Source organism: Rickettsia endosymbiont of Proechinophthirus fluctus (genome assembly GCF_001602635.1).
GTDB classification, from domain to species: domain Bacteria; phylum Pseudomonadota; class Alphaproteobacteria; order Rickettsiales; family Rickettsiaceae; genus Rickettsia; species Rickettsia rickettsii.
Genome location: NZ_LECS01000001.1, coordinates 93,846 through 116,081, shown reverse-complemented (window position 1 = coordinate 116,081; position 22,236 = coordinate 93,846). Strand labels below are relative to the sequence as shown.

Here is a 22,236-nt window from a genome sequence, read left to right as displayed (position 1 = left end):
ATAAAAATCACTTTGGCTTGAATATAATTCAATTATTTCTGATGCTAATTTAGCTTCTTTTGTTGTATTTTCTTTTTTAGTTCTGATTCTTTTAGATGTAATAATTCATTAAAAGCTTCTTTTGCATAAGATATATGAGTAGTTTTTTTAAAATATTCTAAAGCTTTTACATAATTTCCGTTCTTAAATTCAATCTTCCCAAGTTTTATATTTGCCTCTTCAGAACCAAGGTTAGCAGCGTTTTCATACAATCCTATTGAGTCTTTAGATAGTTTTGTTGAGCCATTAGGTGTACAGATTTGTGCTTGTTGACAATAAATTTTTGCTAATTGATGTTTATATAAGTTTTCGTTTTTATAACAATCATTAATAGATTTGTGAGTTTCTTTTAGTAATTTTTCTAATAAATTATAAATAGGTAGCGCTTGATCAGGTAACACAGGCTGATGTAAAAGCTTATCATAATATTACTTTATCAAGATTTTGAGATATTTCTGTAATAGATTTAGAGGCGGTAATATACTTCCAAAGAGATTTAGCTTCTTGCTTGCTGACTGAGCCTATTAGTAAATTACTAATGCTATTATTTATAGTTATACCTAATATTTTATTAAAATTCTTAAAGCTCTTTGTTAAAAATAATTTAATATTATCTTAATTTTTAACATCAGTGCTAGAATTGTTAATATGCTGTAAAAAGTTTTTTAAGTTATATATATTATTGATTGCTTTTAAGTCTAAACATCGTTATTTTTGATATCTTCATAAAATTTTTCAATAGTCTCATTTAATTTGTTATAAAATGAATCTTTATCTTTGCATATTGTATGCTTAAATGATTCTAATAACTTTATTTAAGGTAATTTAGAAGATTCTCTAATTTATTTTCTGATTTCGGTGTTTCTAAAGGCTGATTTAATTTTTTAACGGTTTCTAAGAAATTTCCTATAATTTTGGCATTGTCTTCTAACTGTTTATAATAATTTACTATATCTATTAATTGTTTCAATTTGTCTGTTTTAGGCAAAACATCTTCAAAACTTAAATTAATTATTTTCTATATATGTTTTAAGCTCATTGATACTTAATTGGTACTTCTTTATTAATTATATTTATGGAATTTAAAATATATGTTAAATTTTCGCCGTCGATTGTTATTTTATTATATTCATCTAGAATGATATAATTATCATCTCTAATATTTAATAGCTTTGTATAGTCTTTTACTTGCTCGCTAGCTTGAAGTAAAAATAGAATCTTTTATTTTATTAATTATACTCTTTTGTTCATCGCTAAAATTACCGAGTTTTATAGTGTCATCAATAATTTTAGATATACGAGTATGATTATTGCTTGTTTGGGCTATCAGTCACTACTATAGATAAATTACCTTCATTTATATCAATATAATTTAGTAAATTGTTCAAATATACCGACAAGTTTTTCTAGATTGGTTTTGACAAGCGAAAAGTGAGAGTTTTTGGTTTCAATATTTTTTATTACTAATATAAATTTAGTAGGAGTCGTACTTAGAATTTTTTGTAGGAAAAATTTGTCAATAGTAGATTCAGAGGATGAATTAGCAGCATTCAAATAAGAACTGTTATATGTTAAATATTTTGCGTTTTTTATATAAAAACTATCTAAAATATTTGAACTTGTGGTTAGACTTTTTTTGAGCAGTCCCAATCTCCATACTCGTTACTTTCTAATATTAATTCACCGTCTTTAAGAAAATTAGCTATGAGCTTTAAATCTTCTTTCTCTTGCCCTAATATAATTATAGCTTTATTACTCCTATCAATAATAGCTTCATATTTCTCACTATCTTTATTAATTAAGTCGATAAAATTTTTATCCTTTACATATTGGATATAAAATGTTCCATTTCGGCTTCCTTTATTTCTTCTTTTTTCAACATCATTATACCCCTCATATTTTCTGCTTTATTGTGTTCAATATTATTTGTTATTGCAAACGAATTTTGATTTAGGAGTGTTTGTATCAGTTGAGTTGCATTGTTGTTGTCATTTAGCATTTGAAATAGTACTATCTACTATTTCCGTATGTTCTTGTTTTTTAAAGTTATCATTTAAACGTTTTACATAAACGGTATAATTGTACATAATTAATCCGTTTCTTAGTTGTTTTTTATTTAATAATTTTAACTAAAAATATCACAATTTAGATATTACAATATTTAATATACTGAAAGATGATTTTTATTGCATATATGATAAGAATAAGTTTTATTATAAATAAATATTAATAATTACTTAGGTTATGAGAAATAATAAAAACCAAATGTATATTATAAAAATTTTTATAGCCCTAGCTATGATTACGGGCATAATATTTTTATGTTTATTGTATTCTTCATTAACTCCGTCTAAGCTTAAGATTAGTGCGAAAACTAGTAATATGGACGATTCGCCTAAAATTAAGTTTACTCTTATAGATCAAGAAGGAAAGAAATTTGATAGTACCCATTTGCAAGGTCATTTAAGTTTGATTTATTTTGGTACTACCTATTCCTTATATGACAATCAAACACTAAAAAGAGTAGAAGATATTATTAAGATTTTAAAGAAAGAGAATATTTTAGTACAAGTAGTTTTTATTACTCTAGATTCTGAGCATGATACAAGTGAAGTATTAAAAAAATATTTAGAAAAAATAAATGATAATTTTATAGGTTTAACAGGGAGAGTCCAAGATATTGAACAATTAGCAGATCAATTTAAGGTCTTCTATACATCCAAAATATTTGATGTAAAAACAAACAAATATGAATTACAACATTCTAATTTTGTGTATTTAATTAGCAGTCAGGGAAAATTTTTAAAGCATTATTGCTTAGGCTTACCGAAAAATGGTTAACAGATAATCTCTAAGCATTTCCTATTTGTGATGAGAAATGTATTTCATCAATGCCTAAGTGTTTTAATGCATTATGCCATTTACTTTCAGGATTATCGGCAAAAATAAATTCTTTATTACAATCCATAACCAGCCATAGATTTGTCTCTAATTCTTCTTCAAGCTGCCCTGGTTTCCATGCTGTATAACCGACAATGAATAAGCTATTTTTAGGTCCTTTACCGAAAGCTATATCTTCTGAAATTTCTAAATTAGAGCTTACTGCTAAATCATTATGGAAATCCAATAACAAATTTTTATTATAATCGCTAGAATGAAGAAAAAACCCTTTTTCATGTTCTACGGGTCCGCCAAGATATATAGGAACCATAACCGGAGTTGTTATTTCGTCATTTTTTATTTTAAAAAACGATTTTAAATCTATATGATTTACTAAGCGGTTAAATATTAATCCTATTGCTCCTTCTTCCGTGTGTGATAACATATAAATTAAGGATTTATGGTAAATACCTTTTGTAATGACATGCGGTGTAGCAACTAGTGTTTTACCGGATAAGTTATGAAAAATTTTATCGCTCATAAATTAAACTTTAATTATATAATATATAAGATTTAAATCCAATTATTCAATAGAAGTTAACAATAATGATCACATTTTTTGATATTACTATTTTTGCTATTATTACTCTTTTCTCATTTTTCGGCTTATATCAAGGCATAATCGGGTTTGCAACTAGAATACTTGGTTTTATTACTTCTATAATGTTAGGATATTTTTTATATCCATATATTTCTGACCTAATCGGGAAATATATGGATAATGAGGTTATAAGAATAATTATTGCCGGTGTTATATCTTATGTTATTGCTTTAATTTTATGTGTTTTTATAGTTTATAAATTTCTTGCTATAATTTCATTTATGAGAAACGGTTTTATTGACAGATTCTTAGGGCTATTAGCAGGATTTGCCGTAGGTACTACTATCTCGTTAGTACTATTTTTTATAACAATGATCTTTACTTCTGAAAACTATTTTAAAAGTAAATCTTTAAAAGATTTTGTAGTAAGTAGCAAACAGAGCAAATATGGAGGAGTACTGAAAGTTGCCGTTACCACTGATTATTTAGATAAATTAAGTAAAAATATTATAGTTATAATTCCAAACGAGACTTTAAAATCTATTGAAATATTTGAAAATAAAGACCTAAATAATTTCAAAAACTCTCTTAAGAAATCGAATGATTCTAACGATGATGAGGATGTATTTTCTCGAGAATTACAAGATGAGCTTTCTAATATAGATGATGAATAGGATGTTATTTTGACGTCATTGCGAGGAAATTACGACATTATTGTGCAGATCGAAAAACGCACTCGGTGTCATCCCGTGGTCAAACCACAGGATGACAACGGAAAACTGATCCACACGGGCAATGCTTGCTTGCAATGACGATTACCTACCAAACAAACACCATAACCCCTACCTTTCATTAAACCAGCCTATTTCCCTTAAATTTCATAAATCACGCCATCGTAAATAATTAATAAATATTAACTAATAGTAAATTTATTTATTAATTATTGTGCATCGTAAATAAATAGTGTATAATGACCGATAAGTTAAGTGGTAAAATCATTAAAAGCAATAAGTTATAGGAGAAATTATAACTAATAAGAACAAAATTTTTTTATAAACTTTTACTAGCAACCAGTAGTATTGGGCTGCTTGCAAGCATGGGAGGCTTTGCGGCGGATATTATTTCGGCGGGCAATCCATCTTCTAATATAGGTACGATGAATGATTGAAGATATAATCACAACCATTATCTTCCACAAGATAATGACAATATTATTATCGCAGAAAATAACCATATGGTTAATTTTACCCAAAATATTAATATTAATGATATTAATCTTTATGGTTTTAATGGGGTATTTACTATTATTGAAGGCAATCCAACTACAAGAGTTAGTATTAACAATATAACTAACGTTGACAATCTGCAAACTCAAAGGGCAGTTCAAAATGCTTTAGTAGCACCTCTTGCATATGGCGCCAAATAATAATGCAAAAGCAAAGCTAAAGCTTATAAGCGGTAATAGAACAGGTTCTGAGCTAACCATTACCGGTAATAATATTAGTGCCGTTGAATCTATTGAGCTTGTATTTAAAGAAAAAGTTGATATGAAACATCGCAACGGCAGTGTAATAGATACAGGGAATTTAGAGTTTATAAGTTTTGGGAAGGTAAGGGTTAATAAAGGTTTTATCGGTAATATTACTACTACTAAAAACTATGAGAGGAGAGGTAACTTTCGTAAAGATTCCTGATATTTATGAAATCGGCTCACAAACCAAACAAGTTTCTAAAGTGATGTTTGAAGGTAATCATGAACACAAATTGCATAATGATATTCATTCTAGACAAACTAATTTTGATTCGGGAACTTATAATATTCGCACTCAGGACATTACGATTAACGGTAATGCTAACGTTAATGGCTCGACATTCGATCTTAGACGTAACGTAATTCTTATCGGTGATGTAGTACTTGAAGGTAATATTACTATAAATGTTTTAGGAGAAAGCGGTATAGTTTTTCACAATCTCCCTACGGCATTCTGTACAAATATTGTGATTAATATTAATAGGGCTCACACGGCGAATGATGTAGCCGTCCTATCAATTTTGAGGATGAGTAATGGAGATGGATTTGTTCCTAATGGATATACTTATACTGCAGCAAACCGGTACAGGTGTGAATAATATGTATGTTGCTGGTAAGTCCGGTAACTTAACTACAGGGATTGCAGGCATAAAATTAACCGCTCCTAAGAGATTATCAAACGATACTCAAATAGTACCGGGACTACATGCTTCTGTAGAAAATAGCTTTAGCAATAAGCAACCTAAGGTGAAAGCTAGATTTATTTGGGCAGATAATTACTTTGAGAACACTACAAGTAGCAGCACACCGAAAGTCGGCTATAATGTAGTTGCAAGTTTACTTACCGCTCATAAGAATATTGAGCTATTTGCAACGTATAACTGTAATTTACACAGCAAATATACTAGCCACCAAAGGTTCATAAAGTTAAAGATATTGTTCTAAAAATATCATTCCTGTGCGGGATACCAAATCGTCATTGCGAGCAGCCATAGGCTGTGGCGGCAATCTCATGAAATAATAACAAACTCCTGAGATTGCTTAGTCAAATTACTTTGTAATTTTCCTTACAATGACGAAAAAACAATATCCACGCAGCAATGCCTCATCGCCTTGTGCATTCCTTGCTCTTTTTGAAGTTAATCTTTGTCTACCATTCTTCATTTCACATCAGTATACTCATAATTCCCTAACCGGTTTTAGTACTAACTTTTTGTTACTAAAGATATTGATTTTAGAAAAGAAATTACTTTTTGGCTTTTTAAAATTACGTTGATAATTTTCACCGGTGATAGCATTATAGCTAGTAATTAAAGAAGGTATAACCTCGTTATAATATATTTTATAAAGGTCATGCATAGTTTCTTTGGTAGTTAAATATCCCCATTTTATGGTTTGTTGCGGTACTCTTGCTAAGGCTTCAATGCAGGCTATCGCTTCTTCAATTTCAGGGTTTTTATTTTTATACACGTCAGCTGCCGGTGATAAATTAGCTTGCATATCTTTAAACATAGCATCAATCATTAATGCCATATATTCATCGGTTTTAAATTTTCTTACAAATATTAGATTATTCCTACTGCTATAATTTAAAAGCCGAAATTTATATATAAAAATCATGAATTTTATAGCATAAACTTTTAAGCCGCTAACTTTATTTGCATTATAAAATTTAAGTTTTGTTTCATAATCTAATTGCTTTTTCATACCTGCTTTAAGGAGCTTACTCAGCAAATTATGACAATGTATTATGTCATTTTTTCTAGCAATTCGTACTTTATCGGTAGCTTTAGTACCGGAAAAATTAGCCGAATGGCGAGTTATTTGCCTGCCTTTATCATCTCTCTTTATATCAGCAAAATGTCCAAGCTCTTGGGCTGCGATAATCTGAAGTCTTGCTGCCGCAGCAAAGCCGTTGCCGTAAGTCGGATGATCTTTATTGTTTTCAGCAAAAGGATTACCGCCGCATGAAACAAAAATAGCTACGTCCTTGCCGTTAGTGCTTTGCATACCGCTATTACCGCCTACTCGTTGCCAGCTAACCATATCCATCATATCGCCGATATTATGTGAGTAGGTAAGAAATACTTCCGTCTTATTAAGCAGAAGCCACCTTATTACGATCGGATGAGCCGACTGAACAAAAATACGTGCTAGCATTTCGGTTACTTCTTTCTTAACCGGCTGTAGCTTTTGTATTTGCTTTTTTAAATTATCGAAAATTGATTTTATTTTTTGATCTGAAGCGGAATTTCTGTATAAATTTTGAAAAAGCTTGGTAGTTTCAGGGATTAAATGCGGGCTTGTTAGCTCTTCTTGACTAACCATTAAGCTTATATTAAGAGCAGGTTCGGTAAACCTTGCAAAATTGCAGCAATCATCGGTATCTATCCGTAATTTACCGGACTTAATTAATTGCATAGCCAAATGCTCATACTCCATTTCCATGTCCTGCTTATAAATAGCAGGGATACGGTCAAGAATGTGATATATGCTAGTCATTTTAAAAATTTAGTGGTTATTTTCTACATTACTTGTTGGTAGTACATCATAATTTTCATCTATATTTAAAGGTATGAGCTCTAAGTTAAATACAAGCTCAAGTTCATTAGGTACGTGCTTCGGTTTAGGTTCTTCTTCAAATATGAGGTTTACAACAACATCTACCTTAGGGAATACTGTATCAAAGCAATCTTTAAAAAATTTATCTGACGATTTTAACTTTATTGCATCTAATGGTTTTTGTCTACCATCTTTATTTTTAATACATATGTTAATTGCCTCTCTCCTAAAAAATAAATGAGGATAATCATCGAAAATTTTTTTAATTAGCTCCGGCTGTTGCTCGCTAAAATATTTGAGACATACCTTATTACCATATCTAAATATTTAGTATGCTAAGAATAAGACAAAACAACCTTGTTCTTCTTCAGTAAATTTATCAGCAAAATATTTTTGATTAAGAAAATCTTCAACTCCTCTTCTGATGTCGGTTGAAGAAATCGCTATTTTTTTTAAAGTGGTTTTGAGCAATCAACCGAAAAGCAAGATATCTTTATACTTCGTAGCTGTCCGCTTTTTGCTTTCTCAGTTATTATTTCAGATTCAGGTACTTGCTTTTCCATTTGCCATAAATCGTACTCTATATTGCCGGGAGTAGTTTTTCTTTATATCATCCCATGATGTGCTTAATCCTTCTTTTGTAGTAGTTAAAATTTGATTTAACAACGATTTAGAACTCTTTAATATATCCTCTGCATGATGATACATATAACTAATCAAAGAAATAGTATCTTGAAACGCTAATTTTTCCATAGGATTACTATTCATTTCTTTGATATTATTTGGTATCATAACGAAAAAATTTATTGTGCATTGGCAATTTAGTCGTAAAGAAATTACTGAAATCTGTCTCATTATTTTTTTTGATTTCTACACTCCTTAAATTAGCAAAAAGTAAAGCTAATCTCTGTAGATCTTGTCCTACAGGTATGGTTATATTAGATTGTTTATTAATCATTTTACAAAATTTAGTAAGTACATCTAATAGCTTTTTTTCTTTCTTAGAGTTAAACATATTATTACCGGCATCATGCAGAACTGCTATTAGAGCAGTGGCAATAGAATTTAAAAAACCGGACGCTGCTATGTCGCCAAGATAACAAACCCATTTTATAAGAGAAGAGGCACTCACACGTTAAATACCCTGCATCATGAACTACTAGGCCGCTACTTACTAGCAGCAATACATACATTGTTGTAAAGCCATATTAAAACATTTATAATATTCTTCTAATTTAGGGTTAATGACTTTCAATTCTTTAATTTGGTTGTTTATATCTGCAGTATACCCAACATTTGCAGATTGTAACATTTTTTTATGTCTGCAATTGCTTGCGCATGTCGAGCTATATCGTGGTCATGTTTAGCTATTATGCTTATTAATGCATTTAATGTTTGACTCACTTCTATTATATCATGCGAATCTTTATTATTAAACGAAGTTAATTGACTACTATCTCTCGATAACATTGGTGAATTATTAGTTTTATTAAGTTCTGGAATTATTTGACTGAGAATTTCCTGAAATTCTTCCTCATTCTCTGGACAAGATATATATATTTGTTAAGTACAGTACCAGCTTCGCTTAATTTGCCTGCTTTGTAAAAAGCTTTTCCTAATAAAACATCAGTATCTTTAGGTTTAGATGTATATAGAGCTGTTTGTCGTAATGAAGCTACCGCCTTAAGGTAAAAAGGTCTGTTTGTTCAACATTATTATAATACTCTCCCCAACACAAGTAAGTGATGTCTTCATAATAATAGATATTTAGAAAACCTTTATATTGTTTAATTTAAGGTAAATATATTAAGTACTTCTTTATATTCATTTTTACTTAAAAGTTCTCTTCCTTTAGAGATTAATTGGTTTACGATCTCTTTCATATTCTAATCTATTATTAGTTAATTGTTTAAATCATATTATGGCCGCCGTTGATAGAAATAGTCTCACCTGTGATAAATCCGGCATTTTCATCAACTAAAAGTGCTACGGCTCTAGCTATTTCTTCCGGCTGTCCTAGTCTTTTTTTGGGGATACTATTAACGATTTTAACAAGCACGTCTTCGGGTACTGCTCCTACCATTTCGGTTGCAATATACCCTGGAGCTATACAGTTAATGGTGATATTTTTAGAAGCAGTTTCACGAGCAAGGGCCTTAGTAAAGCTGATAATTCCAGCTTTAGCAGTAGAGTAATTAGTCTGCCCAACCTGCCTTGCTTGAGCATTAATTGAACTGATATTTATTATACGACCGTAATCTTGGTTTCGTATCTGCTCCATTACACTACTAGACATATTAAAGCAAGAATTGAGATTAACATTAATCACATCATTCCAATCTTGATGACTCGTTCTATGTAGCATTTTATCTTTGGTAATACCGGCATTATTTACAAGAATACTTACCGGTTTTTTAAACTCCTCTTCAATTTCCTTTACTGCTTTTCTACATTCTTCAAAATCCGTAATATTCTAGCGTTTGGTTTTTTATACCGTATTTTTCTTCTATTTCTTTAGCAGTGTCGTAATTGCTGAAAAAATTAGCCACTACCGTAAGACCCTTATTTTTTAATTCTAAAGCGGTAGCTTTACCTATTCCTCTAGTACCGCCTGTTACAATTGTAAGTTCTGACATTATTTCTCCATACCTACCTATATTTTGACTTTTATTAAATTTAACCGGTGGGGTTATACTTAGTTTAAGCTATGATACTGATTTAGTTAACGGTTTAACAACTTTCCTATCACTGCGTATTGCGATAGATTCTCTAGGGTGATTTTTTTCATATTCTGCATCTATCTTTTATCCATCTTTTTTTTTGTCTGCAATTTTATTAGTTTTAGCAGTTAATGCCATTATAGCAGCAAGTGTTTCTTTTCTACTTTTTGGAATGACTCTTTTATTTTCTTTTTTAGTGCCGTAACAACCTATTGTTGCACCGCTTGCATAAATACTACCTGCTTGCTGAGTAATATGACAGTTTTTAAGTAATTGTTTATCGATGTCTGTTTCTTTTTATACCGGTATATTTTGATACTGCTTGAGATATTTTATTATGTTCATTAAGCCCTTCTCTATCTTTACCGCTGGCACACATTGTGCATATTTCTTCCTGAGGTAAATTTATTAAACTAGTGGTTTTAGTTTCTTGTTTATTTTGTCTTATTTTCGCTGTTTAATTACTTAAGACATCTGATATATTTAGATTAATATTTTCTTTATCAAAAGATATAAAAGGAAGTTTTGTCTCGAAGGATACTCTAAAAGGAATATCTGTTTGTTCAATATTTTTTCTTAATGTTGCAGCTTTTTTTAATATTTCTTTTTCCTGATCCGTTAAATTTGCATTGTTAATTGTTTCTGCTGCATTTCCTGTAGGTTTATTGATCCTAAAAAAATGTTCAAATTTGCTTCTCGGTTTAATATGTGCTTTTAATTCATCAATTCCTTTTTCAGTCGGTAAATTTTTTGCTATTTTGTTTAAAGTATCACTCACTCCTGTAAAGTTATTTGTTACTCCTATAAGCCTAAATAAATTAAGAGGAGTATTAGTATTTTTCCCACCGACATTTTCCATAGATTTTTTTGTCTGATCAACAATTGTGGGATCATTGCCAGCTCCTATAGGACCTGAGTTTAATGTATTAGTATGAAGAGTAACGCCGTCTTCAAGCCATTCTTGAGCTTGGCGTGCATTTAAGTCGGTAATTTTTTGTCTAGAATCTATATCATTTGAAATCGAGGCTAATGTACCTGCATGTTTAGATGTAAGCAATGTTTCAAAATTTTTACCGTCTTTGTCGGTTATTGTCCCAATTTTCTCAAAGGCGTTTTTCATGCCAACAATTTGTCGTAACTGGGTTGGGATAACATGCCTACCGTTTTAAATTGTATCAGTATACTGATCAACAAGCTTCCTCGCGCATTCAGGCATTACATTATACCAGTTTTATCGTCTCTATTTTGATATTCTTGCTTTTGTTCTTCTGTCAAGCCTTTAAAAGCTACTTCCGCTTTGACTACAATATGCTCTTTTCCCTCATCATTGAAATTTTGAAAATCTTTAGCAACATTTAATTTTTTATGAGCATTTTTAATACCACTTTTTCCTAGCAATTCAGCAATACTGTCAATTTCAGCTTGCCTATTTTTTGAGATGTTTTCTTGTGATTTTTCCATATTCAAAGCATTAAAACTATTAATAAATTTTACTGTTTCTTTATTTAATTTCAGCACAAGCTCAGGTTTATTTTTGCCCTTTGCTATGTTTATCGCTCCTCTGATAGCATTTAAATATTGCATTTCAAAAGCTTTAGTGCCTAAAACAATTTTTTCATTGGGATTGTTACGACTGTCATGTATTAATATTGGAGTTTCACCGTTTTTCCCTTCAATTTTCGCTCTATTTGTTTCTCAAGTAACACCTATTCCGGGTGTGGTTAAAAATTCTTTTGTATGATTTAATAAAAACTCCTTATCGTTATCAAATTGTTTTTTTGATGATGAAAGCATTATAAAATTCTATATGTAGTTGTGCATCTCTTGTTATTTTAATTAAAAATTATTATATAAAAATAGTCTAGTTAAAAATATTTAACTTTATTAATTAAAATATATTATTTATATGAATATTGATAAATTTACTGCACATGCTAAATCAGTGATAGCTAGTAGCCAATCACTTGCTGCTAAAAATGATCATCAGCAAATATTACCTTTGCATTTATTATCTAGTCTTTTAAGTGAAGAAACAGGTATAATTCAAACCCTTATTAATAATACCGGCGGTAATATAAACTTATTAAAAGATCAAGTTCAGCTAGAACTAAATAAAATCCCAAAAGTTCAGGTTGAGGGAGGGGGACAAGTTTATTCTTCTGCTGAAGTTCTTAAAGTTTTAGAAAAAGCTAGTAGCATTGCTAAAGACAGTGGGGATAGCTTTGTAACCATAGAGCGTATATTTGAAGCATTAACTTATGATAATACTATAGCCGGTAAAATTTTAATGAATAATGGAATTAATAATAAAAAAATAGCAACAGCTATTTTACAGTTTCGTAAAGGCAAAAAAGCAGATACCGAATCGGCAGAAAATAGTTATGATGCTTTAAAGAAATACGGCAGAGACGTAACAGAGCTTGCCGAAAGCGGTAAGCTTGATCCGATAATCGGACGTGATGAAGAAATAAGAAGAACGGTGCAGGTACTATCACGACGTATGAAAAATAATCCTGTATTGATTGGAGAACCTGGAGTCGGTAAAACTGCTATAATAGAGGGGCTTGCACAACGAATATTTAGTAAGGACGTACCTGAATCGCTTATTAATTGCCGTATTATTGAGCTTGATATGGGAGCTTTAATAGCGGGAGCTAAATATCGAGGCGAATTTGAAGAGCGTCTTAAAGCAGTGCTTAGCGAAATCAAAGAATCAAGCGGTGAAATTATTTTATTTATCGATGAATTGCATCTATTAGTCGGTACGGGAAAAACCGACGGTGCTATGGATGCCTCGAATTTACTAAAGCCGATGCTTGCTCGTGGTGAGCTGCATTGTATCGGTGCTACTACTCTAGATGAATATCGTAAATATATCGAGAAAGATGCGGCACTTGCTCGTCGTTTTCAGTCTGTTTACGTGAGTGAGCCGACGGTTGAGGATACTATATCAATACTTAGAGGAATTAAAGAAAAATATGAGTTGCATCATGCAGTGCGAATTTCCGATAGTGCAATAGTTGCAGCAGCGACGTTATCAAACCGTTATATTACCGATCGTTATTTACCTGATAAAGCTATTGATTTGATTGATGAAGCTTGTAGTCGTATGAAAATAGAGCTATCAAGTAAACCAGAAGAGCTTGATGAGCTGGACCGTCGTATTATTCAGATAAAAATAGAGCTTGCAGCACTTAAAAAAGAAAATGACGAGCATTCTAAAAAGAAAATAGAGCATTTAACTACAGCATTAGAAAAATTAGAGTCTAAATCCTATGATATGGGAGCTAAATGGCAAGCTGAAAAGTCTAAACTACAGCAAACACAAAAGCTCAAAGAAGAACTAGACCGTAGCCGAAACGAGCTTGAACGTGCCGAACGTGATGCTAATCTCGCTAAAGCTAGTGAGCTAAAATACGGAATTATACCTGAGATTATGAAAAAGATTCAGGAAGCCGAAAGTATGGATAATAAAGAGCTGTTAAAAGAAATTGTATCGGAAAGTGATATAGCAAGTATTATCTCTCGTATTACTGGTATTCCAATTGATACGATGCTATCAAGTGAACGTGAGCGTCTGCTTGTGATGGAGCAGAAATTACGAGAATCGGTAATAGGCCAGGATAAGGCAATTAAAGGTGTTAGTGATGCGGTAAGAAGATCACGTGCAGGGATTCAAGATATTAACCGCCCGCTTGGTTCGTTCTTATTCTTAGGACCGACCGGGGTTGGTAAAACCGAGCTTACCAAAGCCTTAGCTGGTTTTCTTTTTGATGACCGTAATGCAATACTTCGTATAGATATGTCGGAATATATGGAGAAGCACGCTATTTCTCGCTTAATAGGAGCTCCTCCCGGCTATATCGGATATGATCAAGGCGGAGTGTTGACGGAGGCAGTAAGACGTCGTCCTTATCAGGTAATATTATTTGATGAGGTTGAAAAAGCCCATCCCGACATATTTAATATTATGCTGCAAATACTTGATGAGGGAAGATTAACAGATAGTCAAGGTATAACGGTTGATTTTAAGAATACTATAATAGTTTTAACGTCTAATTTAGGTGCTGAGATACTCGTTAATCAGAAAGAGGACGAAAATACATATAAAGTAAAGGATGAGGTTATGGAATATGTAAAAGCAGTATTTAAACCTGAGTTTTTAAACAGATTAGACGAGATTATATTATTCCATCGCCTAAATCGTAATAATATTCATGATATAGTTAAGATACAGCTTGAAAGTTTAAAGAAAATTTTACTAGCACAAAATATTATTCTTGAATTTGATGAATCTGCATTAAATTATTTAGCCGAAAAAGGTTATGATCCAAGCTTTGGAGCAAGACCCTTAAAACGTCTTATCCAGCGGGAAATACAAAATAATTTAGCCAAAATGATTTTAGCAGGCGAAATAAGTAGCGGTAAAACGGTTAAAATAAATGCAAAGGATAAAGAATTGAAGGTAACAATAAGTTGATTAATTTTTTCCGAATAACGAATTATCGCATAATCCACTATTCTTGTTAAAGGCACTGTTTAATAATTATTGATTTTGTCATTGCGAGCTATTAAAAGACTTGTTGCATAGCTCAAAAAACGTGTTTGATGTCATTCGTGCGGAAGCAGGAATGACACAAAACAAGCAATGCAACAAGACCATAACTAAAAGGAGCATGGTCATCTAGAAAAAGTAATATAAAAATTCTATAAATTAGTATTAATAATATTCAATTTCAGATGATGTTATACTTTCAGTACCTGATAATTGATAATAATCACTACTAGTAGAGTTAGGAATTTGTAAGTCAAATAATAGTGCTTTTTCTTCTTTATACGGATCAACTAAGTAAGTATTTGTAATACCTGTAACTATTGGCGATAAATAGGTTGTTGTTTCAATAAGCTTATCAATAGCATGTTGTCCGTCTTTTAATATTGTATCGACTAGTTTTTTATCTTTATAAAAAGTATTTACGGCCTCTATTAAGGCTGTTGATATCTCATATATAATAACACCGTTTTTAATTATATTGGTTATATTAGAGTCTAATGTTGCTGTTTTAGAAAAAATTACAGAAATAACAGTAGGATATTTGTTAAATACATTAGGTAGCTCTAAAAAAGTATTTACGGCTGAATAGGCAGAATTGGTTGCTTCTGAAAGACAATTAAATGCTTTGTATATGTTTTCATAATTGCTATTGCTCATAAACTTACCTCTTTTTTATATACGTAATTGCCATGTTTCATGGTAATTGCATATTATACTACTAAATTAAGAAGTGTCAATATTAAAAAATTATATTTCTTCTTAGAGGATATCAGTAAATAAATTTTAATTACTAATATCCTCTAAACTCCACCTAGCTTTTGGACAGAAATTCAAAGGAGTAAATAACTTATTATTGTAACGCTCAAGTCCTGCATATGCAATCATTGCAGCATTATCGGTGCATAAGTGGATAGGTGGATAAATAAGCCGATAACCATATGTTTTAGCACAACTACTTAATATTTTTTGTAAATATTTATTAGCAGCGACACCGCCGGCAATAACTATATTCTTCTTATCAAAATTATTTGTTATTTGTTCATATGCTCTAATAGCATCTTGTACCTTACTACTTAGAATTTCTCCTATAGTAAATTGAAAACTTGCCGCTATATCATTGATTACAGTGTCATTAATTTCCTTTAAATTCATTATTAAAGTACGCACGGCAGTTTTAAGTCCTGAAAAGGACATATTGCAATTACCGCTGTTAATTATAGGTTTTGGAAATTTATATTTATGAGGATCGCCAAGTTTTGCTCTTTTCTCAATTTCAGGTCCTCCGGGAAAAGCTAAGTTTAGCATTTTGGCTACCTTGTCAAAGGCTTCGCCTACGGCATCATCTATAGTAGATCCTAGTATTTTATATTTTCCGAGACCTAAAACTGCTACAAATTGGCAATGTCCGCCTGAAGCTAACAAGAGTAAATAAGGATAAGGAATATTATCGGTTAGTCTTGCGGTTAAAGCATGACCTTCTAAATGATTAATTGCAATAAAGGGTTTTTTTAAAGCACTGCTTAGTGATCTTGCAAACATTGAGCCAACTATAACACCGCCGATTAAACCTGGACCGGAAGTTGCAGCAATTGTACTAATGTCCGTTAATTTAGTGTTGCTTTCTTTTAAAACATTTTTTAATGCTTTATCTAGATGCGATAAGTGAGAACGTGCAGCAATTTCAGGTACTACCCCTCCAAAAATTGTATGTTCTGTATTTTGTGAAATGATTATATTAGATAAGATTTCTCGATTTTCGGTGATTATAGAAACAGCTGTATCATCACAGCTTGATTCTATACCTAAAATTTTTATCATTCAAATTGAAACTAATTAGAGGCGTTGTTAAGTAAAAAATGATAGTTTGCGTCATTATGAGAAGGTGTTGTCCACGTGGATACCGATGTCATTCCCGTGTAGGTGGGCATGAACATAACAGGACCCATGTGAAAACACCACACCCGCTTGCAATCACGATATCTATCTTTATTTTAATAATGCCTAATTAGATACCTTTAAGGTATTTAATTGATTATACAGCTTATAAATAGATTGTTCGGCATCAATAATTTTTTTATTCACTATTTTTAATAGTTTTTCCGAAGATTTTTCTGTTATTTGTGTTGCAGTACTTACTTGCTCCGCTAAATTTTTAAGTGATTCTTGTATTTCTACAAAAGATTTTTTAAATTGTTCTTTGATAGTAATAGATGATTCTTCAAGTTCTTTAATTTTTAAGCATAGATTTTCTAATAAATGATCTATTTTAGTTTGCATTAAAGTCAATTTTTGCTTTTGTTTTTCACTAAGATAGCTTAAAGTTTCTTGCATTTTTGCCTGTATACGTACTTTTGTAGTACGTTCAAGTCCTGAAGCTAAACCGATTTTACTCATTAAAAATATTATCCATTTGTGAACGTCCAAATGATACCATTTTGCACCGTTACGATAATCTGAAGGAAAAGCATGATGGTAATTATGCCAATTTTCACCGAGTAAGAATAATGCCATCCACCAAATATCTCCGGCAGTGCCTTTGTAATATTTTTTACTACCGGCAAAGTGGCATAAAGAATTAACGCAGAAGGTTGCTTGCTGCTGTAGGAATCTACCGAGCCCCATAAATAAAAATCCTGCATATGCCGATTGCATAGTACCACCGACTAAGTAACCGATAAATAAAGGCACGACAATATTCATAAAAGCTGCTATTTGCCAATAATATTTTAGCTGCCATTTTAATAAATTGTTTTTCCCGTGCTTAGCCCAAGTAATGCGATCAATAGACTTATAGCTACCGCTTCCGACTAGCATCCATCCTATATGAGACCACATAAAGCCTAAAAATTTATTATCAAATTTTAAAGGAGTATGCGGATCTTGATCTTGATCCGTATATCTATGATGTTTATAATGATTCGATGCCCAAGATAAAGCTGGTCCTTGTAATGTTCCTGCAGATAGCATAATTAAGACAAACTCAGCATATTTATTTATTTTATAGGCATTATGAGACCATAACCTATGCAAACCGATCCCAACGGTAATATTATTAATATAATAACTAGCAATTATAAAAATAACTTCAGTTAGCCCTATTCCATAATCAAACGAATATTTAACTACAAGAGATATAATAAAAATAGGATAAAATATTAAAGCAAATAAAGCGGGCTTATTTAGTTTACTTAACATACAATTTACAGTTTTTAGTTATAAGATATATAAATCGGCAACGAATAAAATCTTAATTATATTATACAAATATTAATAGATATTAACATACTTAATGTATAAATACAAAGAAAATTTTGACAATAAAATTCTAGTTATCCTTATTTAGATAATAACCAATAAACGAATGGTTGTAATAATTAAATTGTCTTTCCCTAAGACCTCTCTAATCCTATTTATATGAACATCTATAGAGACGTTCATTAAAGGTCTCTTCACTTTCCCATAAATATTTTATTATTTCTTGACGCAAAAATACTTCATTTGGAACCTGAAAAAAAGTTGTAAAATTTTAAACTCAGTAGGACCTAGAGGAATATTCAGTCCGTCTTTGTATACTTTTTCAGTATTTAAATCAATATTTAGATTCTTAAATTTAATAATATTATCTTGTACAACTGACTTAAAACATCTCAATAAGCTCTTTAAAGTACCTACTATTTGCTCAGATAAGAAGGGCTTATAAAAAAATAGCACGTTATCGTCTATGTTCTGTTAGTTATTTATTGTTATTAAAGGATTTTCTTGTAATTCTGCACTAATAATCATGATAACAAGCAGCTGACTAAAAAAATAAGTTAATGCTTTTTCTAGAGTTGAAGCCCTCATTATATTAAATCCTGCTCTCTTATATCATTACTTAAAGAAATATTAACACTTTTTTATTTTTTTCTTCTATAATTAAAACTTCAGGTAATAGCTCATCAAACACTGAATTAATCTTCATTAATATTTAGTAAATAATTAAAAATTTTTTGTAATAATTTTCTAATTTATTAGGGTTTATAGCAAACTTTTTATAAAAAGAAACAAAGAAATAATAATTTTTTAAAGATAATACTTGAATTTAATAGTTTTAGTTGCTATAAGTAGCTTTATTTTAAAGTTTGTTTGTTGGAGATTCTTATATATCATGAGTTTTTATGAGTCAGTTTTTATTATACGTCAAGACGTATCATTAAACGATATAGATAAAATCGTTGATGATTTTGCTAAAATTATTAAAGATAATAATGGCACTATCATAAAAAAAGAATATTGGGGGTTAAGAACTTTAGCTTACAAAATCGGTAATAACAAAAAAGGACATTATTATTTTTTAGGTCTAGATATTACTGGTAATGTAAAAGAAGAGCTAGAAAGAAAAATGAAGCTTAATGAAAATATCATTAGATTTCTTACAATTCAAGCAGATTCAATTAATAGTGAACCTTCACCGATATTAAAAAATCAAAGTACAGAGAATGCTCCGGTAATTGACGTAACGATTAATAATTAAATTGATAAGAATTAAGGTTAAAGAATGTTAAAAAGTAATAATGCTAGTGAAACAGCTGCTCACAAGGTAGGAGATAAAACTGCTAAAAAAGTATTTTTTAGAAGACGTAAAGGATGCCCTCTTTCTGTGCCTAATGCACCTGTTATTGATTATAAAAACCCTGAGCTTTTAATAAAATTTGTCTCTGAAGGCGGTAGAATGTTACCAAGCAGGATCACAAATGTTTGTGCAAAGAAACAAAGAAAGCTAAATAATGCTATTAAAATTGCAAGAATTTTAGCGTTATTACCTTTTGTATTTCAAGCTAAATAAAGGCATAATACATGGAAGTTATATTAATAAAACCCGTAAGAAAATTAGGTAAAATTGGCGACATACTCAAAGTAGCAGACGGGTTTGGTCGTAATTATCTTTTACCGCAAAAATTAGCTATTAGAGCTACTGAGCCTAATAAAGAGCTAATAGTTAAACAAAAACACGAATTTGAAGCAAAAGATAAGCAAATAAGAGAAGAAGTAGAAAAAATTAATGCTCTTATTAAAGATCAACAATTAGTTTTTATCCGTCAAACATCAAATGACGGTAAACTTTTCGGTTCGGTTACTAATAAAGAAATAGCCAATAAATTATCTGAAAATATATCTTATAATATTTTTCATTCAAATATTATTCTTGATAAACAAATTAAATCTACCGGAATTTATACAGTTGAAATAAGACTCCATGCAGAGCTTAATGCTATAGTTACGGTTATTGTTGCAAGATCAGAATCAGAGGCACAAGATTATTTACGCGAACAAAAGACTGAAACTTCAGAAGATTTAGCTGAGTCAGCATAAATTTTTTTTATCATCTAATTGTGTAGTTTTTTGTTACCATTGCAAAAGTAGAGCATTGTTGTATGGATTGAGAAACTTGCTCGATGTCATTCCCGCGTAGGCGGGCATCCAGCATAAAACAAGATAAATCGAGCTTTTAATTTCAAGAATTTGCTGTGTTTATACTTTTTTCTGGATTCCTGCTTTCGCAGGAATGACATAAGAGCCATGCAACAACGTCCCGCCTACGCGGAGATGACATACTACTCAGTTTGACCACAATATCCAAACACTTTACAAACAATACTAACATTTTTCAACCATGCTATATGAAAAATTTGAGTATAATATCAATAATCTAATAAGTAATTTTGGCTTATCTAAAATATCGATTGCAGTATCTGGTGGGAGCGATTCGGTAGCACTTCTTTATCTTGCTAATATTTGGGCAGAGAAAAATAATATAGAATTATTTGTTATATCGGTTGATCATAACTTACGGGAACAGTCGAAGCAAGAGACCCATTATATCCAAAATATCAGTAATAGTCTAAATCGCAAGCATTATAGTTTATCTTTTGACCATCAAAATAATTTTTCCAATTTACAAGAAAGAGCAAGAGAAGGACGCTATGATTTGATGACCAATCTATGCCTAGAACTCGATATATTAGTACTTTTAACTGCTCACCATGAAGATGATTACATAGAAAATTTTTGTTTAAGATTAGAGCGTAATAGCAGTATATTTGGACTTAGTAGCAGTAATATCAATTGGTATAATAATATACACATAATTAGACCGCTATATAATATTCCAAAAAGTGAATTAGTAGAATATTTAGTCAGTCATAATATAAAATGGTTTGAAGATGAGTCAAATTCATCTGATAAATATAGACGAAATGTTATTAGGCAAAAATTAGCTAAAGGTGCAGATTATATTAGACATTTTTCCAAACCAGTTTATAGAGAGGAATTTAAAGGAAATACGGAACGCAGCACCGCAGCGTACACAAGCGTAGGTGAGGAGGCATTGTTGCGTGGATCAATTTTACCTCTGTCATCCCGTGGCTTGACCACGGTAAAGACAATAAAAAGTACTAATAATTTTAGTATGTTTAACTGGATCCCGTGGTCAAGCCACGGGATGACAGAGGTAAAATTGATCCACGCAACAATGCCACGTGAGGATGCGAGTACCGGAACGGCGTCTAAATTATCTCTAGAAGCGAAGTGTGGAAAGATGTCTAAAGCCGCAATAATCTCACAACAACTTAAAACCAACAAACGTATAGAAAACGAGTTTAAGCCTGAATTAATATCGGCGATAGCTGAAGCGGTCAAGATTTTTGAATATGGCTTTGCTTTTCTTGATTTAGTTAAATTTGATAAGTTTTCAAATGAGGTGAAAGTACAAATAATTAATTTTTTACTGATAATAATTAGTGGACAATCTAGAGCAGCTCGTTTTTATTCGGTAGAACCTATTTTGAAATTAATTACTCAAGACGTAAACTTTAAGAATACACTTCATGGCTGTATAATTAAGCGCATACAAAACGAGTTACTTATATACAGGGAATTCGGCAAAAAATTGCCTGAGAGTAAAATATTACTAGATAAATCCGTTATTTGGGATAATAGATTTTGTATCACAAAAAATCAAGAAACTCCAAATTGTTTTGTAACTCATCTATCGTTAAAAGATTATAAAATAATAAAGAAACAATTAGATTTAGAACCTTTAAAAAATCTATCTTGCAAAAACCACAATGCAGTTTTATTGACCTTACCTATCATTAAAATACTTGAAAAAGTTATAGCAATACCACATATATCATATTATGATAACGACATGTGGAACTTTGAAGTATCTTTTTCTCCAAATTTTGTATCTCGTTTCACCCATTTTTGCTAACACCGGTATTTAAGAGGTTATCTGTAAATAAATTTTATAGTTAAAATTTATTTACAGACCTCTCTTATACCAATAAAAATTTTTATTAGGTTTTAT

22 protein-coding genes and 4 pseudogenes are annotated in these 22,236 nt (G+C 30.9%); 9 read left to right on the top strand and 17 right to left on the bottom strand.

Annotated elements, in window-relative coordinates; all coding sequences use genetic code 11:
- Nucleotides 1-44: 44 nt before the first annotated feature.
- From BG75_RS00555 to BG75_RS08555, 4 genes are all read right to left on the bottom strand, one after another.
- Complete coding sequence (locus BG75_RS00555) at nucleotides 45-440, bottom strand: hypothetical protein (protein WP_062811051.1); 396 nt, start codon at nucleotides 438-440, stop codon at nucleotides 45-47.
- 410 nt (nucleotides 441-850) lie between these two features.
- Nucleotides 851-1,009 (bottom strand): hypothetical protein, encoded by a 159-nt coding sequence (locus BG75_RS08050; RefSeq protein ID WP_196242450.1) that lies wholly within the window; start codon nucleotides 1,007-1,009, stop codon nucleotides 851-853.
- Nucleotides 1,010-1,401: 392 nt separating this feature from the next.
- Entirely contained in the window at nucleotides 1,402-1,689 is a 288-nt protein-coding gene (locus BG75_RS00550; RefSeq protein WP_217284862.1) for a hypothetical protein, read from the bottom strand.
- 172 nt (nucleotides 1,690-1,861) lie between these two features.
- A complete protein-coding gene (locus BG75_RS08555; RefSeq protein WP_196242453.1) occupies nucleotides 1,862-2,038 on the bottom strand; it encodes a hypothetical protein in 177 nt (58 codons plus the stop codon).
- Between the two features lie 245 nt (nucleotides 2,039-2,283).
- Here BG75_RS08555 and BG75_RS00545 point away from each other — a divergent pair, with 245 nt between their 5' ends.
- Nucleotides 2,284-2,880 (top strand): SCO family protein, encoded by a 597-nt coding sequence (locus tag BG75_RS00545; RefSeq protein WP_062811050.1) that lies wholly within the window; start codon nucleotides 2,284-2,286, stop codon nucleotides 2,878-2,880.
- A gap of 10 nt (nucleotides 2,881-2,890) precedes the next feature.
- Here the strand turns inward: BG75_RS00545 and BG75_RS00540 are convergent, their stop codons facing one another.
- Entirely contained in the window at nucleotides 2,891-3,460 is a 570-nt protein-coding gene (locus tag BG75_RS00540) for a YqgE/AlgH family protein (RefSeq protein WP_012150274.1), read from the bottom strand.
- Nucleotides 3,461-3,525: 65 nt separating this feature from the next.
- Here BG75_RS00540 and BG75_RS00535 point away from each other — a divergent pair, with 65 nt between their 5' ends.
- From BG75_RS00535 to BG75_RS00525, 3 genes and pseudogenes are all read left to right on the top strand, one after another.
- Nucleotides 3,526-4,194, top strand: a complete 669-nt coding sequence (locus BG75_RS00535; protein WP_012736446.1) for a CvpA family protein — start codon at nucleotides 3,526-3,528, stop codon at nucleotides 4,192-4,194.
- 560 nt (nucleotides 4,195-4,754) lie between these two features.
- Nucleotides 4,755-5,650 (top strand): annotated as a pseudogene (locus BG75_RS00530) (hypothetical protein).
- On the top strand, nucleotides 5,607-5,996 hold the full coding sequence (locus BG75_RS00525; RefSeq protein WP_196242452.1) for an autotransporter domain-containing protein: 390 nt from the start codon (nucleotides 5,607-5,609) through the stop codon (nucleotides 5,994-5,996). The pseudogene BG75_RS00530 and the gene BG75_RS00525 overlap by 44 nt, the downstream one beginning before the upstream one ends.
- 234 nt (nucleotides 5,997-6,230) lie before the next feature.
- On the opposite strand, the gene BG75_RS00520 is transcribed toward BG75_RS00525, so the two are convergent.
- The 9 genes and pseudogenes from BG75_RS00520 to BG75_RS09225 all read right to left on the bottom strand — a co-directional run bounded on the left by BG75_RS00520 (nucleotide 6,231) and on the right by BG75_RS09225 (nucleotide 11,917).
- Entirely contained in the window at nucleotides 6,231-7,553 is a 1,323-nt protein-coding gene (locus BG75_RS00520; protein WP_062811048.1) for a DUF2748 family protein, read from the bottom strand.
- Nucleotides 7,554-7,562: 9 nt separating this feature from the next.
- Nucleotides 7,563-8,088 (bottom strand): annotated as a pseudogene (locus BG75_RS06735) (hypothetical protein).
- A 68-nt stretch (nucleotides 8,089-8,156) separates the two neighbouring features.
- Complete coding sequence (locus BG75_RS09235; protein WP_084777168.1) at nucleotides 8,157-8,405, bottom strand: hypothetical protein; 249 nt, start codon at nucleotides 8,403-8,405, stop codon at nucleotides 8,157-8,159.
- On the bottom strand, nucleotides 8,392-8,745 hold the full coding sequence (locus BG75_RS00505) for a hypothetical protein (RefSeq protein ID WP_062811046.1): 354 nt from the start codon (nucleotides 8,743-8,745) through the stop codon (nucleotides 8,392-8,394). The genes BG75_RS09235 and BG75_RS00505 overlap by 14 nt, the downstream gene beginning before the upstream one ends.
- A 140-nt stretch (nucleotides 8,746-8,885) precedes the next feature.
- Complete coding sequence (locus BG75_RS09230) at nucleotides 8,886-9,083, bottom strand: hypothetical protein (protein WP_004996895.1); 198 nt, start codon at nucleotides 9,081-9,083, stop codon at nucleotides 8,886-8,888.
- 32 nt (nucleotides 9,084-9,115) lie between these two features.
- Nucleotides 9,116-9,351, bottom strand: a pseudogene (locus BG75_RS10430) (hypothetical protein).
- Nucleotides 9,352-9,522: 171 nt separating this feature from the next.
- Nucleotides 9,523-10,249, bottom strand: a pseudogene (locus BG75_RS00495) (SDR family oxidoreductase).
- Nucleotides 10,250-10,790: 541 nt separating this feature from the next.
- On the bottom strand, nucleotides 10,791-11,453 hold the full coding sequence (locus BG75_RS08885; protein WP_252903538.1) for a hypothetical protein: 663 nt from the start codon (nucleotides 11,451-11,453) through the stop codon (nucleotides 10,791-10,793).
- Nucleotides 11,454-11,548: 95 nt separating this feature from the next.
- Nucleotides 11,549-11,917: a hypothetical protein gene (locus BG75_RS09225; protein ID WP_252903537.1), complete on the bottom strand. Its 369-nt coding sequence runs from the start codon at nucleotides 11,915-11,917 to the stop codon at nucleotides 11,549-11,551.
- Nucleotides 11,918-12,239: 322 nt separating this feature from the next.
- Here BG75_RS09225 and clpB point away from each other — a divergent pair, with 322 nt between their 5' ends.
- Entirely contained in the window at nucleotides 12,240-14,813 is a 2,574-nt protein-coding gene (clpB, locus tag BG75_RS00470; RefSeq protein ID WP_062811043.1) for an ATP-dependent chaperone ClpB, read from the top strand.
- Nucleotides 14,814-15,053: 240 nt separating this feature from the next.
- On the opposite strand, the gene BG75_RS00465 is transcribed toward clpB, so the two are convergent.
- From BG75_RS00465 to BG75_RS00455, 3 genes are all read right to left on the bottom strand, one after another.
- Complete coding sequence (locus BG75_RS00465) at nucleotides 15,054-15,545, bottom strand: DUF5424 family protein (protein ID WP_062811042.1); 492 nt, start codon at nucleotides 15,543-15,545, stop codon at nucleotides 15,054-15,056.
- 126 nt (nucleotides 15,546-15,671) lie between these two features.
- Nucleotides 15,672-16,706, bottom strand: a complete 1,035-nt coding sequence (gene tsaD, locus BG75_RS00460; RefSeq protein ID WP_062811041.1) for a tRNA (adenosine(37)-N6)-threonylcarbamoyltransferase complex transferase subunit TsaD — start codon at nucleotides 16,704-16,706, stop codon at nucleotides 15,672-15,674.
- A 183-nt stretch (nucleotides 16,707-16,889) separates the two neighbouring features.
- Nucleotides 16,890-18,083 carry a fatty acid desaturase gene (locus BG75_RS00455; RefSeq protein WP_062811040.1) on the bottom strand — a complete coding sequence of 398 codons (1,194 nt, stop codon included), beginning with the start codon at nucleotides 18,081-18,083 and terminating at the stop codon, nucleotides 16,890-16,892.
- Nucleotides 18,084-19,035: 952 nt separating this feature from the next.
- Here BG75_RS00455 and rpsF point away from each other — a divergent pair.
- From rpsF to tilS, 4 genes are all read left to right on the top strand, one after another.
- The gene (rpsF, locus tag BG75_RS00445; RefSeq protein ID WP_062811039.1) at nucleotides 19,036-19,401 is read left to right on the top strand and encodes a 30S ribosomal protein S6; all 366 of its coding nucleotides are present in this window, start codon (nucleotides 19,036-19,038) and stop codon (nucleotides 19,399-19,401) included.
- 24 nt (nucleotides 19,402-19,425) lie between these two features.
- On the top strand, nucleotides 19,426-19,713 hold the full coding sequence (gene rpsR / locus BG75_RS00440; RefSeq protein WP_004996865.1) for a 30S ribosomal protein S18: 288 nt from the start codon (nucleotides 19,426-19,428) through the stop codon (nucleotides 19,711-19,713).
- Between the two features lie 11 nt (nucleotides 19,714-19,724).
- Nucleotides 19,725-20,240, top strand: coding sequence for a 50S ribosomal protein L9 (gene rplI / locus BG75_RS00435; RefSeq protein ID WP_062811038.1), 516 nt, complete (start codon nucleotides 19,725-19,727; stop codon nucleotides 20,238-20,240).
- A 301-nt stretch (nucleotides 20,241-20,541) separates the two neighbouring features.
- Nucleotides 20,542-22,140 carry a tRNA lysidine(34) synthetase TilS gene (tilS, locus tag BG75_RS00430; protein WP_062811037.1) on the top strand — a complete coding sequence of 533 codons (1,599 nt, stop codon included), beginning with the start codon at nucleotides 20,542-20,544 and terminating at the stop codon, nucleotides 22,138-22,140.
- The last annotated feature ends 96 nt before the right edge of the window (nucleotides 22,141-22,236 follow it).